Origin of the sequence: Hoeflea sp. CAU 1731, assembly GCF_039888615.1 — a bacterium.
Taxonomy (GTDB): domain Bacteria; phylum Pseudomonadota; class Alphaproteobacteria; order Rhizobiales; family Rhizobiaceae; genus Flavimaribacter.
The window spans coordinates 18,489-35,561 of record NZ_JBDQQS010000006.1 but is presented as its reverse complement, the minus strand read 5'-3'; the positions used below and the strand labels follow the sequence as shown (position 1 = coordinate 35,561).

General features: G+C 52.4%; 17 protein-coding genes. 8 read left to right on the top strand and 9 right to left on the bottom strand.

The genetic code is table 11. The annotated features are described in order from the left end of the window. Nucleotides 1–13: 13 nt before the first annotated feature. The 7 genes from AAFN47_RS11260 to AAFN47_RS11230 form a co-directional block, all read right to left on the bottom strand. Nucleotides 14–406 carry a rhodanese-like domain-containing protein gene (locus tag AAFN47_RS11260; RefSeq protein WP_499809326.1) on the bottom strand — a complete coding sequence of 131 codons (393 nt, stop codon included), beginning with the start codon at nt 404–406 and terminating at the stop codon, nt 14–16. 418 nt (nt 407–824) lie between these two features. Further along, a complete protein-coding gene (gene mgrA, locus AAFN47_RS11255) occupies nt 825–1,856 on the bottom strand; it encodes an L-glyceraldehyde 3-phosphate reductase (protein WP_499809325.1) in 1,032 nt (343 codons plus the stop codon). Between the two features lie 200 nt (nt 1,857–2,056). Continuing rightward, entirely contained in the window at nt 2,057–3,190 is a 1,134-nt protein-coding gene (locus AAFN47_RS11250) for a C4-dicarboxylate TRAP transporter substrate-binding protein (RefSeq protein WP_499809324.1), read from the bottom strand. A gap of 27 nt (nt 3,191–3,217) precedes the next feature. Next, nucleotides 3,218–4,528, bottom strand: coding sequence for a TRAP transporter large permease (locus tag AAFN47_RS11245; RefSeq protein ID WP_499809323.1), 1,311 nt, complete (start codon nt 4,526–4,528; stop codon nt 3,218–3,220). Nucleotides 4,529–4,531: 3 nt separating this feature from the next. Then, complete coding sequence (locus tag AAFN47_RS11240; protein WP_499809322.1) at nt 4,532–5,032, bottom strand: TRAP transporter small permease; 501 nt, start codon at nt 5,030–5,032, stop codon at nt 4,532–4,534. A 177-nt stretch (nt 5,033–5,209) separates the two neighbouring features. Then, on the bottom strand, nt 5,210–6,220 hold the full coding sequence (locus tag AAFN47_RS11235) for a LacI family DNA-binding transcriptional regulator (RefSeq protein WP_499809321.1): 1,011 nt from the start codon (nt 6,218–6,220) through the stop codon (nt 5,210–5,212). Beyond that, complete coding sequence (locus tag AAFN47_RS11230) at nt 6,220–6,519, bottom strand: hypothetical protein (protein WP_499809320.1); 300 nt, start codon at nt 6,517–6,519, stop codon at nt 6,220–6,222. Before AAFN47_RS11230 ends, AAFN47_RS11235 begins: the two co-directional genes overlap by 1 nt. A 256-nt stretch (nt 6,520–6,775) precedes the next feature. Here AAFN47_RS11230 and AAFN47_RS11225 point away from each other — a divergent pair, with 256 nt between their 5' ends. Genes AAFN47_RS11225 through AAFN47_RS11215 form a run of 3 tightly spaced genes read left to right on the top strand, consistent with a single transcriptional unit; the run spans nt 6,776 to nt 9,727 of the window. After that, nucleotides 6,776–7,636, top strand: coding sequence for a nucleoside hydrolase (locus tag AAFN47_RS11225; RefSeq protein WP_499809319.1), 861 nt, complete (start codon nt 6,776–6,778; stop codon nt 7,634–7,636). 1 nt (nt 7,637) lies between these two features. Continuing rightward, nucleotides 7,638–8,720 carry a DsbA family protein gene (locus tag AAFN47_RS11220; protein WP_499809318.1) on the top strand — a complete coding sequence of 361 codons (1,083 nt, stop codon included), beginning with the start codon at nt 7,638–7,640 and terminating at the stop codon, nt 8,718–8,720. An 8-nt stretch (nt 8,721–8,728) separates the two neighbouring features. After that, nucleotides 8,729–9,727: a PDR/VanB family oxidoreductase gene (locus AAFN47_RS11215; protein WP_499809317.1), complete on the top strand. Its 999-nt coding sequence runs from the start codon at nt 8,729–8,731 to the stop codon at nt 9,725–9,727. A gap of 271 nt (nt 9,728–9,998) precedes the next feature. On the opposite strand, the gene AAFN47_RS11210 is transcribed toward AAFN47_RS11215, so the two are convergent. Continuing rightward, a complete protein-coding gene (locus AAFN47_RS11210) occupies nt 9,999–10,394 on the bottom strand; it encodes a cytidine deaminase (protein WP_499809316.1) in 396 nt (131 codons plus the stop codon). Then, complete coding sequence (locus AAFN47_RS11205; protein WP_499809315.1) at nt 10,391–11,398, bottom strand: LacI family DNA-binding transcriptional regulator; 1,008 nt, start codon at nt 11,396–11,398, stop codon at nt 10,391–10,393. Before AAFN47_RS11205 ends, AAFN47_RS11210 begins: the two co-directional genes overlap by 4 nt. A gap of 61 nt (nt 11,399–11,459) precedes the next feature. Between AAFN47_RS11205 and AAFN47_RS11200 the strand changes: the two genes are divergently transcribed. From AAFN47_RS11200 to AAFN47_RS11180, 5 genes are read left to right on the top strand one after another with little or no spacing between them, the layout of a single operon-like run. After that, a complete protein-coding gene (locus AAFN47_RS11200) occupies nt 11,460–12,512 on the top strand; it encodes a BMP family lipoprotein (RefSeq protein WP_499809314.1) in 1,053 nt (350 codons plus the stop codon). A gap of 27 nt (nt 12,513–12,539) precedes the next feature. After that, nucleotides 12,540–14,087: an ABC transporter ATP-binding protein gene (locus tag AAFN47_RS11195; protein ID WP_499809313.1), complete on the top strand. Its 1,548-nt coding sequence runs from the start codon at nt 12,540–12,542 to the stop codon at nt 14,085–14,087. Then, nucleotides 14,074–15,195, top strand: a complete 1,122-nt coding sequence (locus tag AAFN47_RS11190) for an ABC transporter permease (protein ID WP_499809312.1) — start codon at nt 14,074–14,076, stop codon at nt 15,193–15,195. The genes AAFN47_RS11195 and AAFN47_RS11190 overlap by 14 nt, the downstream gene beginning before the upstream one ends. Next, entirely contained in the window at nt 15,195–16,100 is a 906-nt protein-coding gene (locus tag AAFN47_RS11185; RefSeq protein ID WP_499809311.1) for an ABC transporter permease, read from the top strand. The genes AAFN47_RS11190 and AAFN47_RS11185 overlap by 1 nt, the downstream gene beginning before the upstream one ends. 13 nt (nt 16,101–16,113) lie before the next feature. Further along, nucleotides 16,114–17,049: a nucleoside hydrolase gene (locus tag AAFN47_RS11180; protein WP_499809310.1), complete on the top strand. Its 936-nt coding sequence runs from the start codon at nt 16,114–16,116 to the stop codon at nt 17,047–17,049. The last annotated feature ends 24 nt before the right edge of the window (nt 17,050–17,073 follow it).

The following is a 17,073-nucleotide window of genomic DNA, read 5'->3' as shown; positions in this document are numbered from 1 at the left end:
CGGATTCAGACGTTCAGCGTCCAGATTCCTCTTCAACCGGCGCACCAGAATCTTTCCAGGCGGAAAAGCCATCTTTCAAATGCGCCGCATCAAACCCCATTTTGGTCAACGTGCTGACAGTCAGGGCGGAACGCCATCCGGAGGCACAGTAGAAGACGAACTTTCTGTCTTCCTGGAAGATATCCTTTGCATAGGGGCTTTCAGGATCGACCCAAAACTCGACCATTCCGCGCGGGGCATGAAAACTGCCCGGAATGTATCCAGATCTCTGTCGCTCACGCACATCGCGAATATCTATGAACTGAACTTTGTCGTCGTCCAACCACTTCACCGCGTCATCTGTCGATATCTCTTCAATCTCGCGGCGCGCTTCTTCAACAAGCTGGGCAGAAGTAACTTTCAGCATGACATCTTCCCTTTCAGCACCTGCTAGATAATATTGCAGGTTCCATACCTGCACTGCCTACAGATACAGAAACCCAAGCGTCTGTTAAGGACTTGACAGTGACATTGCCACGAGGATTGGCCAGAGATAATTGGCAATGGCCGACTTTTGCTCCGCCGTTGACACCATGCCAGATTCTGAATTGGTGATCATGCCGGACGCGTCACATATGGGATGCCTCGAGACGCCGCAGCCTTACATTTCCGCAATCCAATCGTTTCTAGAGCGCGACGACGAGGCATGCTCAATTCCATTATAGCCGGGCTGTTTATTTGCTTCGTTACAGTGGGCCGTCCTCTCCGGTGCGTTGCTTTCAGTGGTACAACATTGAAAGATCACAATGCCGTCTTGAGAGGGCGGCAACCACCGCATCTAATATCTACACCTTTTCGCTCGACGCAGCCCAGAGATTTATATTTTCATCCTGTGCTACGGCGTCAATCTTGGCAAGTTCCTCCGAGCTAAACTCCAGATTGCCTACAGCACCGACACAGTCGATAACTTGAGAAGGCTTGCTGGCTCCAATTAGAGCTGAAGTGATGCCCCCATCACGCAGGACCCAAGCGAGCGCCATTTGGGCAAGCGTCTGCCCGCGTTCCTCTGCAATTGCGTTAAGTGTCCGGATACTCTCAATGACTTTCTGATTAATCATGCCATCCTTCAGCCCCTTGCCCTGTGTCGCACGGCTGCCGTCGGGAATGCCACCCAAATATTTGTTGGTAAGGATACCCTGCGCCAAGGGTGTGAATGCTATGGAACCTATACCGAGTTCAGTTAGCGTATCTTTCAGTCCATCCCTTTCTACCCAACGGTTCAGCATGTTGTAGCTGGGTTGGTGAATCAAACAGGGCGTACCGAGATCTTTCAGTATCGCCACAGCCTCGCGTGTGCGTTCGGAATTGTAGGACGAGATTCCGGCGTAGAGCGCTTTGCCTGACCGCACAATTGTATCTAGCGCACCCATTGTTTCCTCAAGCGGAGTGTCAGGATCAAAGCGGTGGGAATAGAAGATGTCGACGTAGTCTAAGCCCATTCGCTTTAATGATTGATCGCAGGAAGCAATGAGATACTTGCGCGATCCCCACTCCCCGTACGGACCAGGCCACATATCGTATCCAGCCTTAGATGCAATTATCAACTCGTCGCGATATCCAGAGAAATCCGTTTTCAAAATTTCACCGAACGCCTCCTCTGCCGAGCCAGGAGGTGGCCCATAATTGTTAGCGAGGTCGAAATGAGTAATACCGTGATCGAAAGCAGTGCGACAGATCTCGCGCTTAGTCTGATGTGGATAGTCGTGCCCGAAATTATGCCAGAGTCCCAGCGAAACTGCCGGTATCTTTAACCCCGAAACCCCACAGCGGCGGTACTTCATTTTCGAATAGCGGTTATCAGCGGGTACATAAGTCATCTCTTGATTCTTTCATCCTTTTCATTGATTTCATCAGCGCGGAAGTGTCGAAGGCTCTAGGATAAAACCTGCGATGCATGCAGAGAAATCACCAAGCCACACTCTCGCGTGCCGGAGTATTTTACTCCGGCACGCGTTGTATTGTTGGCTGTGATCTGGTTAGGCTTGCGTTTGACTAAAACAGCCCAAAGCTAATCGAACTACTGGCCATAGGTCTCAGGATCGAGTTTGGAATAGATCTCATCCCATACAAGTTTGGACAAGGCATCCGTGTCCGTACGATCGACTCCATCCAGCAATTTGGTCCACTTCTCCATCAAACCCGTGATATCAGCTACCTCCTGCTCAATGTTCATAACGCCAGCCTCTTCGCCTGCTTTGACCATTTCGGCGCCAAGTTCTGCGTTGAAGGAATTTAGCGCGGCCGAGAGATCCTCGGAGGGATCGACGAATGCTATGCCTTCGGCTTTCGCGGCTGCAATGGATTCTTCGCTCAATCGAACATACCCGGCGATCGCAGACGCAAGTGCTTTGGCACTTTCTTCGAAAATTATTTCTTTGTGTTCAGGGCTGATGCCGTTCCACGATTGAGGGTTGATAACCCAGGACGCGCCTGCAAAATATGGTCCCAATTTCATGTTGTTAGCGGCTTTGGCAACACGCATCAGCTTGTTACCGGCTATGAAGTGGCTTAAATCAGCCGTCGTGCACTCCACTGCGCCCCGCTCAAAGGCAGTGTACGTTTCGGGTGACGGAATGTTGACATCCACCATACCGATAGAGCGTACAAACCGCGACCACGGCCCGCCTGGCGTTCGCACTCGCTTGCCCTTCAGATCTGCAACACTCGAAATATCAAGATCGCGACATATTAGCTGGTAGCTTGGCGTTGAATATCCGCCCAAATACACCACGCCTGCATCACGAAACTCGCTGTTTCCCTCCTTGTCTAATAAGCCGTATTCTGTACTCGCAAACGCGGTTACAAACGGGTCGGGAAATTTGAATGAAATATCTGGGATGATGTTCCAGATAGGCAATTCTGAGGGCGTATAACTGATTGGATGCATGGCGATGTCTGCAACGCCATCACGCGTACCGGTGAGATTATCGCGTGCAGGCAGAAGCGATCCGGCAAAGTAGATCTCGATTGTTACATCGCCGTTCGTGCGTTCGGTAATTGCTTCTGCCCACGGTATGTAGCCTGACGCCGGTAGCGGTTCTGTTGGCGTCAGATACACCGAGTAGCTATAGTTTTCTGCTTGAGCAGATCCGGTCATAAACGAGAGTCCACTCAACAGTACGGCAGCAAATGTATTGTGCTTCATCTTCATTGTCTTCTCCTGGTTGATTGGAAAAATTTATTTGGCCGTGATGCCAGGCAGCCAAAGTGATATCTGCGGGAAGGAAACAAGCATCAGCAGAACAAACAGATCGGTAACTACGAACCACGTCACACCTCGGAAAATCGTGGTGAGAGGCACACGGCCACCTAACGACGTATTGACGACGTAGACATTCAATCCCAAGGGGGGTGTAACCAAGCCAATCTCAAGCAATTTGACGCTGAGAATACCGAACCAGATCAGATCAATTTCCAAGTCAATCAGCAACGGTAATACGATCGGCAGCGTCAGAAGCATAATGCCAATTGGCTCAAGAAAGCAGCCAAGAACCAAATAAATCAGGGAAATTAGTAAGATAACAATGTACTTGTTATCACTAAAATCAAGAATAAGACCTGAGAAGAAGGCAGGGATCTGACTTATTCCCATCAACCTCTGGAACATTGCTGCTCCAATAGCGATGAAGAAGATCACCGCAGTCGAGATGGCAGCATCGCGCAACGACTGCCATAAAACGGTCGCGCTGAGGCTGCGGCGGGTAGCGGCTATCAGAACTGCCAGCAATGCGCCAACGGCTCCGGCCTCAGTGGGGCTGAAAACACCTGTCATTATCCCGCCCAGCACACCGATTATCAAAGTTGGCAATGGCCAGAGATCACGATAGGCCGCAGCCCGCTCCTCAGGTGCCAGAGTCAATTTAGAAGAGGGCGCGAGCGCGGGTTTAGCCTTCACACGAATGATAATCATTGCGCTGAAGCACACCGCAGTTAGCAAACCCGGCAAAAAGCCGGCAACGAATAGGGGTCCAATCTCGGTATTTGTGAAGACACCATAAATAATCATGATTATTGATGGCGGGATCAATGAGCCGAGCGTACCTGCTGCCGCAATGGTCCCGGTTGCCAGTGCGGGGTCGTACTTTGACTTCAACATTTCGGGAACGGCTATGCGTGCGAGAGCGGCCGAGGTGGCGGGTGATGAACCAGATGCCGCAGAGAACAGGGCGGCCGCTCCAACAGATGCCACAGCAAGATTGCCTGGGATCCAGTTAAATAGCAAACGCATTGCGGTAAATAGGCCTTTGGTCATCCCGCTCCAAGCCGCCACATACCCCATGAGCAGAAACATCGGGATTGCGCTCAGTTCCCAAGTAGCAATGAACGAATAGGGGATGGAGCTTAGAATGCCCCATGCGGCGTTCAAATTTATGACCCAAGCGATTCCAATGAACGACATTGAAATGAGCGCGACACCTATCGGAACGCGAATGGCCATCAATGCCATACAGGCGACAATGGAAATCAGACCTATATCGAGACGATCCATAATCTATGCCCCCGGAAATTCGCCAGAACCGGCGCGCTCGTCAAATAGCGACTCCCATTCTTCATTTCTGGTAAGAAATACAATTAGATACCAAATCATGACGATGCAGGCGCAGGAAAAACCGATAGGCAGTGCCCATCGAGACGGCCAGATAACGGTCATTGCTGAACCCATAGCAATTTCACCGATTTCCGTAGCATGAAGAGCTGCAAGAAGACTGCTGTAGGTCAATGCACAATAGACACCGATGACAAGAGCGAATGTAATTGCGGTAGACGCCATTCGAAGCCATCGAGGAAATGTTTTGTAAAATACGTCGACTACTATCGACTCGCGTTTCCACTCGATCATTGCCAACGGCATGAATGTCACAAAGATCATGTAGTAGTGAGAGACTACTTCGAGCGTACCGACTATCGGTGCGTGGAACACATACTTCATGCCGACGTCAGCCACGATGTGCAGGGCCATAAAGGCCAAAACAACTCCCGCACTCGCCGCCATAGCGTTCGCCAATACGTCCAACGATCGCGGTGTTGCCGGAGGTGGCATTGAGGAATGACTGTGATTCATGGACTTCCCGTCTCGTTCCAAAATCAGAACTGGCACCCCGTTTCTGCACATGTGTGCACACAAGGGAGACGCCTGTCAACTAGGAACGGATAAGGAGGTATCCAGCAACTATCGGATCGTAGAGGCGCGAACTACCAGTTGACCGGGAACTTTGAGGTGGGACGGCGGAGATTGCGGTTGGCCCGTGATACCAGACATGATGTTTTTAAGACCCAGTTGGACCATCCTCTCGACATCTGGATCTATGGACGTGAGGGCGTAAGACTGCCAATCCGCAATGAGTGAATTATCAAATCCGGTTACCTTCACGTCCTTTGGCACATCGATGCCAAAGGCGTCACGTCCAATGTCAATTACTCCAAAGGACATCAAGTCGTTCGCGCAAGCAATCGCATCAGGTATGGCATCTCCCTCAAGGATGCGGCGTCCTGCCTCGACACCACCTTCGTAGGTATAGTTACCGCCTGTGATTGAGAAAGGCACAAGATTGTAATGGGCCATTCGCCGAAGGAAGCCATCTTCACGTTCTTGGCTGCTGGACGCAATTGGATCTCCAGAAACAAATGCTATTTTACGACACCCGATTTCCACTAGATGATCGACAATTTTTGCAGCGCTTCCAGCATTATCGCTCGTAATGGATGTTATCTCACCCTGTGCCAAGAATCTGTTTATTGCCACAATGGGCTTGTTGGAACCGAGAAACCTCGCAGCCATCCGTGACGACACAGTAGCACTTGTCACAGCAAGAGCTTCTACTTGGTAAGATATCATCTGCTCCAATTGCTGATCAGAATCTGCGTCGTCAGCAAATAGCAGAAGTGGGGCAAACCCCTCATTCTGTAACGCTGTGGTCAGACGCTCTAACAATTCAGCCTGGAATGGATTGTGTAGATCACTCGATACGATCCCGATAATACCGGTCCGCTTGGTTTTTAAGCTCCGCGCCATTGCATTTGGGGCGTAACCAAGCATCTCAGCCGCCGCCAGCACCTTCTTGCGAGTCGCATCGGACACATAGGCGCCAGGAGTGTAGGTTCGTGACACGGCCGATCTGCTGACACCAGCAAGTTGGGCGACGTCGCGCGAGCGAACAAATTCCAGTTTTGTTTTTCCCATTATGTCCAACCAACTTGACTTGAGAGAGATTTATCATATTGTGCAACCGTGTGCAGATTTAAGTTGCTCATGTTACTTTCTGGTAATGACGGCAAGAGGTTGTCAACAATGATAATGGTGCGAGAGATCGCTAAAGATCGTTTTGGCGGCTGGATAGCAATCCTGGCGACACATCTCCAAAGAGTCACAAAAACATGGCGCCGTCCGCCCACTGCCGGTGTGTGCGCTCCATTCAATGTGTCAATAAACCTGCCGCTCTTATCAACAGCGGCGACCACATTTCGTACATCGTCGATCAACAGAAAGTCCGGCAAATGCTATCCAAAGCCTCTCTGGTTTACGAGTTAGAGTATTGCAGCACTTGATCAAAAGTTCGTTGAACAAGTACGCGCTCCCCGCTCGAATGTGGACTGATTGACACCCCCCGACGACAGCTGGTCAAGCACGCATCGTTCTGCAACCCAGCTATATCTCACCAAGGAAAACTCAATGATACATTTGGATACTGCTGAACGGGTTGGTCTCCTCGCGCCTCCTACGGGAAAGGTTCGAGCAGTGCTCGATACTGACACTTATAATGAGATTGATGACCAGTTCGCAATCGTCCAATTGCTTCTTTCGCCAGATCGGATTGAACTTGAAGCGATCTACGCAGCGCCATTTCACAATGCAAGGTCTGAAAATGCTGGGCATGGAATGGAACTAAGCTATGATGAAATCCTACGTCTGTTGGAACGGATGGACCGCACGCCCGATGGCTTAGTCCATCGAGGCGCGAACCGGTTCATGGAGCGCGAGAAAGAGATCGTACCTTCAAACGCCGTTACCGATATGGTAGAGCGCGCAAAGACTGCCAGTCCTGAAGCTCCGCTCTACATCGTTGCCATCGGAGCCATTACAAATGTTGCATCCGCGCTTCTAGTCGCACCTGAGATCATCGATCGAGTTGTTGTAATCTGGCTTGGTGGACATTCCTTTGAATGGCCAGACAACCGTGAATTTAACCTGAGGCAGGATGTTGGCGCCGCACAAGTTGTTTTGGACAGCGGCGCACCAATGGTTCTCTTGCCCTGCAGAGGCGTTGTATCTCACTTAATAAGTACCGTTCCTGAGATTGAAAAACATGTTGAGCCATGTGGCGAAATCGGCAGTTTTCTCGCCGAGAGATATAAGAATTACTCACAAGATCACGATGGCTGGTCAAAGGAGATCTGGGACATGGCAGCAGTTGCATGGCTCATTGATCCGTCGTTTTGTCCATCCGTTCTCGCCCCGACCCCAGTTCTTACCGAAGTTCCGTCCTGGAGTTTCGATCGTTCCCGCCACCTCCTGCGATATGTTTACCAAGTCGAACGCGACGCCATCTTGAAAGACTTTTTCCGCAAGTTGGCTGCATACACAGCCCGTGAGGTATGAAATGCAAACTAGGACAATCGATTACTTCTTTTTCGTTTCATGCGTCTGGGCATTCCTCGGTCATAGACGGTTCTTGGATCTAGCAGCGCAGAACGGAGTAAGAATCCACTATCGTCCGGTGAGAATGACCGATTTGATTGGCTCGTCGGAAGGGATCAGTTTGACACAGCTCTTGTCAACCCGCCGATCCTATCACGCGACTGAGTTAAACCGCTGGACAACGAGACTTAACATCCCAGTCAACGCTAAACTCCAACAAAATCCGCCTGATGAAGAGATGGCATTGCAGCTTCTTGCAATTGCTGATGCTGAGGGCCATGACATTGGCCCGCTCGCAGAAGCATTAATGCATGCGCTCTGGGTGGAGAACGAAGATATCTCTGCTGTACAAACTTTGATCGATGTCGCCAGTTCCGTTGGACTTGATGCCGAAAATACCAATACTCTGATAAACAGTTCAGAAGCGTCACATATACTAGATCGCAACAGGGACAGAGCAGTCTCGGTCGGTGTCTTTGGCGCGCCGAGCTATGTTATCGATGACGAAATCTTTTGGGGACAGGATCGTCTTGGACAACTTTCCGAAATGCTTGCTGGACAGGGGGGAGCAACAGGGCTCTGGCGCGGATCACTGAGGGGTATCTTCACTGCCGAAATGGGCGGGGTGGAAATGGAAAGTCTCCAAGAGGTCATGATGGAAGCTGGTGTAGGGCTTCAGGGAGATCGCTATGCAACCGCCCAAGGCTATTACTCTGAGAAACCTCACGCTGATCGTCAGGTTACGCTGATTGAGGAGGAGACTTTAGACGCTCTGAAAAGAGATCATGGAATTACCCTCTTGCCTGAAGAAACGCGACGAAACTTACTTACCCGAAATGTTCCCTTGAATCATCTGGTCGGTCGTCGATTTCGCGTTGGCAATGTAGAGCTGTACGGTGGGCGTCTGAATGTCCCTTGCATGTACCTTGAGCGGCTAGTGGATCGTAAAGTCTTTGAGCCCCTGATCAACAGATCGGGACTAAACTGCCGAATATTAAACTCTGGTCGTATTCACCTGGGCGATTCCATCGTACCCGTTGATTAGGTATCCGCATGGCAATGAAACTATTTCAGAAGGCTCGAGTTGTTTCGGCCTGCATTGAAACACCACGCGTTCGCAAAATTGTTCTTGAACACGCGCTTCGCAAAACTCTACAGCCATTTGATCCTGGTGCTCATATCACTGTGGCTCTGCCCGATAACATCAGGCGGCAGTACTCCCTGTGTGGGGATCCAAAAGATCAATCTCACTACTGTCTAGGGGTACTTTTAGAAGATCTGAGCCGCGGAGGCTCGCGCGCGATGCACGCATTGCGCCCGGGAGACACAGTATTTGTCAGCTATCCGGCAAACTCCTTTGCTCTTTGTTCAGATGCAGAGCATCACGTGTTTTTGGCTGGCGGTATTGGCGTGACACCGATCTTATCCATGTTGTTTAAACTCTCCTCTGAACGCGCATCGTATGAAGTACATTATGGAGCTCGAAGCCGAACTGAATTGGGTTTTCTAGATACTCTCGAAGCGCTTTGTCCGGCCAATGGGCTTCATGTTTATTCTGAGGATCAGCCAACAGCCCAACGGCCAGATTTTCAAAAAATTCTAAATGGTTTGGGTGCTCGCAGTCATGTGTATATCTGTGGACCAGCGCCGATGCTTGCTGCGCTTCGGTCCGCCGCCAACGATGTTGGCGTACCATGCCAACAAATCCATACTGAACAGTTTGCAGCACTCGCCGCGAACGAAAGGCGCGGAGAACCGTTTGAAATGGAAGTCGCCGACACAGGCGAAACGTTACCTGTGGGAGCTGACCAAAGCGCCCTAGAAGTACTCCGCTCCGCGGGCTACTCCATACCATCGTCATGTGAAGGAGGCATATGCGGTGAATGCCGGATCGACTTGCTTGGCGGTGCAGCAATACACCGGGACAGAGTACTTTCCGATGATGAACGCCAAACTTCGTTTATCAGCTGTATCTCTCGTGCAACAGGGCGTATTTCCATACAGCTTCCACCTCAACCCAAGATAATAAAGAAAAAAGAAAAATCTGTGTAATAGCCAGATAGAAAATTGGCCGGCTGGGCTTTTATGTGGACTGGATCGGCAACTGACTAAGCATTGTCGATTACCGGACAAGAACTCCCACTACGAACTCGAACAGGAAAAGACCATCGAAATTAAGGAGGATGGCTGCCATGCTTTCTACTTGCGCGTTACAGAGCAGGATGGAAACCAGGCTTGGTCTAGCCCGATTTACATATTTCGGAATCTTTAGGACTGATCAGCAATTCGTCTGCGTTGAGCCGAGATGATTGCACGTTTCTGATTACGAAGGCAGCAGATCAAGCAAAGAATAGGAAGCTACACGGCCGTCATGAAGGCATGAATGAACCAAAGTCTTATCGTCGGCGAACTCATAGAGCCGTTGGCGACAGCCACCGCACGGCATACAATACTGCGTTGTGCCCGGATGTCCGCCAAGAACCAATACTTGGGTGAGCCGACATTCTCCCGCTGCAATCATTGAACCGAGCGCGACTGACTCGGCGCAAACTGTCTGGCCGGGAACTTTGTTATCGATGTTGACGCCGACATAGAGACCTGCCCCCTCGCCCTTGACGCAAGCGCTTACCGGAAATCGGCAATACGGTACATACGCGTTGCGATGTGCCGATCTTGCCGCTTCGAGCATTCTATAGATGAGGTCATCCTCAACGGTCATGCGGTACCGCGCCAGGCAATATCGTAACCTACATCCAAGATCTTTCGTTCTTCTGTATTACCGGCGAGCCGATCCCGTATGATGCGTGCAGCCTCCTGCCCCATTGCGGCCCCGTGGATGCAAATAGTCGTCAATGGCGGATCAATGATTGATGCTGCTTCAACATCACCGAATCCAACGATCGCCATGTCATCCGGGATCTTGATGCCGGCTCGCCGACACTGCACCGTAGCACCGATCGCGATCAGCTCGTTGGTACAAAAGAGGCAATCGAGTTCCGGATTGTCCCTCACGAACTTTAGCAGGGTCTCGCCGCTAGAGAGCATTCCCATGAAGTGAGGGATGACGATCGATCCGAAAGAGCGCAGCCCTTTGAACTTCAACGCTTCGCCATGTCCTTCGGCGCGCTGTTGAGCTCGATTCAGTCTTTCCATCGGTCCGGAGGCAATCGCAAATCTTCCGTATCCCTTGTCGATCAGCGTCAGTGTAAACTCGTAGGCCGCATGTCGGTTGGAAAAACCCACCAGGGAATCGACCGGGTCCTCCGTCATATCCCAGATTTCCACTACCGGAACATTCATGGCGGACAAAAGCTCACGGGACGTTCGGGTGTGATTTACACCGGCGATGATGACACCATCCGGACGGCGCTGCACGAGCGCCTCGAGAACGGTCTGCTCCTGTTCGATATCGTAGGAAGATTCACCTATGATGATCTGGTAGCCGGCTTTGCCAAGTTCGTTCGAAATGCTGTTTACGGTGTCGGAAAATATTGAACCTGCGACTGTGGGCATGACAACAGCGATGAGTCCGGTCTTCCGCGAACGTAAGCTGCTAGCCACCTGGTTCGGAACATAGCCCAGACGATGCGCAATGTCGGTTATCTGTTTACGCGTATCCGGCGTCACCAGAGGAAGTCCACGCAAGGCGCGCGAAACGGTTATCGTCGAAACCCCTGCGGCTTCGGCAATATCCTTCAGGCTGACAGGTGGTTTCGACGCCATAGCATTCTACTCCAGAGGATGCTCATCCTAACTATTGACATCGATAACATTCGTCAATACCGTGAATGACATCGATGTCATTCTTGTTTCTTACTTCGCACCACAGGAGATCAACATGCACCGCGTCATCAGAAACCTAACTGCATCACTTATTCTAGGCGTTGCCTCTCTGTCCGGGGTAAACTCCGCATATGCCGAGGGCCCGAAAGTAGGCATCTTCGTCGCCGATTCCTTCGGTGACCGCGCATTCTTTGATATTGCACTCGGCGGAAAGGATCTTGTCGAAGATAACTACGAAGCGACGGTCAACACCTATGAAGGCCGATTGCAGGCAGACAAGTTTTTCCGCCAGCTGTCCGATGCGGGCCGCAACAATGACATGGTGTTTGTGCTGGGATTTGAAGCCATCGATGCGATGATGCGGGCTGCGGAAGCCAATGAAGATGCCCACTTCATTTTTATAGACGCCAAACTCGATAGTCCTGTCGTCAGCTCTGTAGGATACCGGGATTCCGAAGGATGCTATCTGATTGGCGCCCTCGCTGCACAGTTAACCACTACCGATCTACCGATGATCAATCCCGAGAAGACGATCGGATTTGTCGGCGGTGTTGACTCGCCCGTCATTCGCGATTGCGAATCGGGGTACAAGCAGGGAGCGGCTGCCATCGATCCGGACACGAAGGTTGTAAGCGGATATGTCGGGTCCTGGGTCGATCCGGCAAAGGGTAAGGTCATCAATCAGTCCCTGAACCAGGATGGTTCCGACATTAACTATCAATACGCCGGACTTTCAGGTGAAGGGGGCTTCGACAGCGTAAGATCAGGGGCGTCGGGCTACGCTCTAGGCGCGGGCTTCGATCAGTCCAATCTGGCTCCCGGTTATGTCCCGGGAAGCATGCTGAAGCGTGTTGACGAGACAATCAATCGGGTCACGAAATCGCTGCTCGACGGCAAGCTTGAAAAGGGTTTTACAGAATCGGAAGGTGTATCGGAAGGCGGACTTGTCGTTGTTTACGATGATGAACTCGTTTCCAAAGATATCCAGAATCAGGTTGACGAACTCGCAACCGGCATAGCGGAAGGTAAGATCAAGGTCGAATCCGATCGCTGAGTGTCACTTTAAAAAGACCCTAAGACGATGACCTCCGCCCCGAACTCCACCGAAATTTGTGTCGAACTCAAAGGAATTACCAAGCGATTTGGCGCAGTCGTCGCAAACGAGGACGTATCCCTTGATGTCCGATCGGGTGAAATCCACGCCATAGTCGGTGAGAACGGGGCGGGCAAATCTACGCTCATGAGCATTCTGCACGGAATGCAGCCGCCGGATTCCGGCCACATTCTGATCGACGGGAAAGAACGTATATTTCACTCGGCAAGGGACGCCATCGCGCTCGGTATTGGAATGGTGCATCAGCACTTCATGCTGGCGCCCTCGCTCACATCGGCAGAGAACATTGTACTCGGCTATGAACCCGGTACGCCCCTGAAATCGAACACTCGAGATGCAACTGCTCTCGTTCGTGAACTTTTTGATAGATTCGATCTTCAGGTCCCGCCAGACACGCCGGTGAGGGAACTTGCAATCGGCGCCCAACAGCGTGTGGAGATACTCAAGGCTCTGCATCGCGGTGCACGTATCCTCATTCTCGATGAGCCGACCGCCGTCTTGTCTCCGGAAGAAGTGGAAACGCTGTTTTCCAGACTTCGCAACCTGCGCTCATCCGGCATCACCATTATCTTCATTTCGCACAAGCTGCGGGAGGTCATGGCCTTGTCTGACAGGGTCACCGTGATGCGGCGCGGGAAAACTGTCGAGACGCTGACGACAAGCCAAACCGATCAGAACCAGCTTGCAGATCTCATGGTTGGCTCCTCGGTTTCCTCCGACGGGAAGCCCAGGCCTGTCCCTGCCTCGCGTGTGCGGGAATCCGTGCTGCGACTACAGTCGGTTCGATCCCCCACCCGCCCTGGCAACTCTGGTTTGAAAGACCTCGATCTCGACATCAGAAGCGGGGAAATCGTTGGAATCGCCGCTATCGAGGGAAATGGGCAATCCGACCTTATGGAAATCGCTGCCGGAGTAGCAAGTCCGTCGGCAGGCCAAGTATTCTTTAGGGGCAACGATGTTACCAGACTCCATGTCGGTCAACGTCGTGCTCTCGGTCTGGCCTATGTCCCCGAAGATCGACACCGGGATGCGATTGCACTTGATTCGACAGCCGCCGAGACTTTTCTTTCGACACGTCGGCCGCAGAACTGGATCGACTGGTTGCGGCCTGCCATGTCGGCAGCTGACAAGGCAAGAATTGCTGATCTCATGCAGGATTTTGATGTACGGCCAGCCGATCCCGACGTGCTCTGCAGGTCAATGTCTGGCGGCAACCAGCAGAAGCTCGTATTCGCCCGAGAACTCGCAGACAATGCAGACTGCATCCTTCTCGGGCAGCCGACCCGCGGCATCGATATTGGCGCCAGCCGTGCCCTATTCGAGCGTATCTGGCGATCACGTGACAAGGGCGCCGGCGTATTGTTCCTTTCAGCTGATCTGGATGAGCTCTTCTCTGTGGCTGATCGGATCGTCGTCATGTTCGATGGTCGTATCGTAAGCGAACTTGATCCGCAATCGGCGGCACCACGCGACGCCAGTGGCTTTATGACGGGAGCAGCCCATGCCGTCCTTTAAGCCGGTGCCCTTTCGCCTTCCCGCAGGTTTGGTCGAAGTTCTGGCCACTTTCGGTATCATTGCCGTGATCGGCGCCATAACGCTCTCGATCATGGGCGCCAGTCCTGTGGCGGCCGGCCTGGCGGCGTTTCATGGAACACTAGACGGGACCTACGAAATTGCCGGTGTAGTCGCACTCAGTCTTCCGCTGATCATCGTGGGCTTTGGAGCCTCAATTTGCTTCAAGGGTGGATATTACAACCTCGGACTGGAAAGCCAGTTGATTCTCGGTGCGGCTGCAGGCTCCATTGCTGGATATTACGCCGGCCCGCTCTGGTCGCCCTTTCACATCACGCTAGTCCTTGTCTGTGGAGGTCTAGCCGGGGCGGTTGTGGCTGCAGTCATTGCCTGGTTGCGCGTTCATCTCAATGTCGATGAGGTCGTCAGCAGTCTGCTTTCGAACTACATCGTCATTCTGTTTGCAATCTTTCTGGCTACCTATCCCTTCCGCGACGAGAGCCGCTTCAACGGTGCCATGCATCGCATCCTGCCAAGTGCGCGAATGCCTACGATGATTTCCGGGACCGAACTTACGTGGGGCGTGCTTTTTGTCGTTGCTGTCAGTCTTGTTCTCTTCTGGATTTTTCACCGTTCCAAACTCGGCCAGGATTGGGCGCTGATGGGTCGAAGTGTGACGGTTGCACGAAGCGCCGGTATCGATGTCAAAAAATTCGGGATGATGATCATGACGTCGAGCGGATTTCTGGCGGGACTTGCAGGGGCATTTATGATCAGCGCAACCCAGCATCGGTACTTCGCTAATCTGGCGTTGGGCCTGGGTTTCGACGGCATCCTCATCGGTATGATTGCAAGATACCGAATACCGGCAGTGGTCTTCTGGGCACTTGCCTACTCCTGGATGCTGCTCGCCGCCGACGGCATCGAACAGGAGGTCGGTATACCGTCCGAATTTGCACAGGTTGTCATAGCCATTGTTATTCTGGGAGTCGCTGTTCGACTTGGATTGCTCCAGTGGGTGCGCGGTTGGCGCCAGAGATGGTTCAAGTCTTCCGGCACCGGGTCCTTACCTGCGATGCGCATGTTCAGCGCAAACAGGGAGGGCCGATGATGGATCTGATCGTCTTCATTACAAGTGCTGCGCTGGCATATGCGATACCCATCGTCTATGCCGGAATCGGCGGACAGATCAGCTTGGCTTCAGGCGATCTGAACATTGCCCTGGAAGGAGAGATGCTGTTCGGCGCCTTTGTTGCTGTTGCGGCTACTTATTTTCTCGGTTCGCCGTGGCTTGGCATACTTTGTGCTGTCATCGTCGGCGCCGCCCTCGGGCTTCTATTCGGCATCCTTATCGTAAGTCTCAAGGGTAACGTCTTTCTCGTCGGCATTACCTACAATTTCCTGCTGGCAGCCCTGACGGTCCTACTGCTTGGAATGATATTTGGGGTGCGGGGTTCCTTCAGCAGCCCTGAACTGATGGGTATACCGAAACTTCCGCTCGGCACCCTTGCGAATATACCGTTTCTGGGATCGGCTTTTTCTTCCCAGACCTATGTCGCCTGGCTTCTGATACCCGTGGTTGTCCTGTGGAGCTATGTGCTTCACTCAACACCGCTCGGCCTTCGCATTCGTGCTCTCGGAGATAACCAGGATGCCGTACGGAGCGCGGGACTGAACGTCGATAGAATGCGCCTGGGAGTCCAGATTGTCTGTGGAATGCTCTGCGGGATTGCCGGTGCGCAACTGGCTCTTGGCGCCTTGACACTCTTCAGTGCCGGCATGTCGGCGGGTCGCGGTTTCGTGGCTCTGGCGATCGTCATTCTTGTCGGTCAAAGGCCTTGGATGCTTGTTCTCGCGGCATTCGCCTTCGGAATAACCGACGGCATAGGGATAAAGCTGCAACAGGCTGATGTTCCGGCACAGTTTCCGCAAATGCTACCGTATGCCGTTACCCTTTTGGCTCTCATACTCGTTGCATTGCGCGGTCACCTTCGCACCACCAGACGCTCACGCTAAGGGAGAACTATCAATGCGACACTTCATCATCGATACCGATGTTGCCGCCGACGATGCGCTCGCCATCATAATGGTTCTGCAGCACAAAGATTCAACTGTTCACGGCATTACCGTAAATTGCGGCAACATTGATTTCGATCAGCAGGTCCGCAACGCACTCTATACGCTTGAATTGGTAGGACGAACCGACGTTCCCGTTTACCCCGGATGCAGAATGCCATTGCAGCGGCGATTCCGTTCCGTGCCGGAAGTCTTCGGGTCCGATGGTTTCAGTGACGCGCACTTTCCGCCTCCAAAGGCCAAACCATCCGACAAGCATGCTGTCGATGCCATCATAGAGGCTGCCCGGGCGATGCCGGGCGAACTGGAGATCATTGCGCTGGCTCCACTCACAAATATTGCGCTGGCTCTTACAAAGGCGCCCGAGATCGTACCGTTTATCAAGTCCATTTGGTTTATGGGCGCCACTCTTCATGCCGTTGGTAACATCACCATGGGGGCCGAATACAACGTCTGGGTCGATCCGGAAGCCGCCGACATCGTCATGCGCGCCGGCGTGCCGCTTACCATAACACCGTGGGAGACAGCCAAGCAGGATGCGATCTGTTCGCATGCCGAGCGTGAGGAAATCGGCAGGATGGGAACTCCTGTCGGCTCGTTTTTCCACCGCATCACCGAAACTCTCTACTCATATACCCAGGGAACGGAAGGCATCGATGGGGCGATACACTCTGACATCATCGGAGTTACCGTGCCTCTGTTTCCGGACGAGATCCTGGATCAGGCGGACATGTACATGTGTGTCGAACTCGGTGGCGAATACAGTCGCGGCGTTACCCTTCTCGACTGGGTCGGACTTGCCGGACACGAACCCAACGTAACGGTGATCAAGTCCATCGATAACAGGGCATTTCGTCGGCACATCCACGACATGTGTGCAGCCAACTAGCTCGAGAAGTAGCGGAAAGGATTG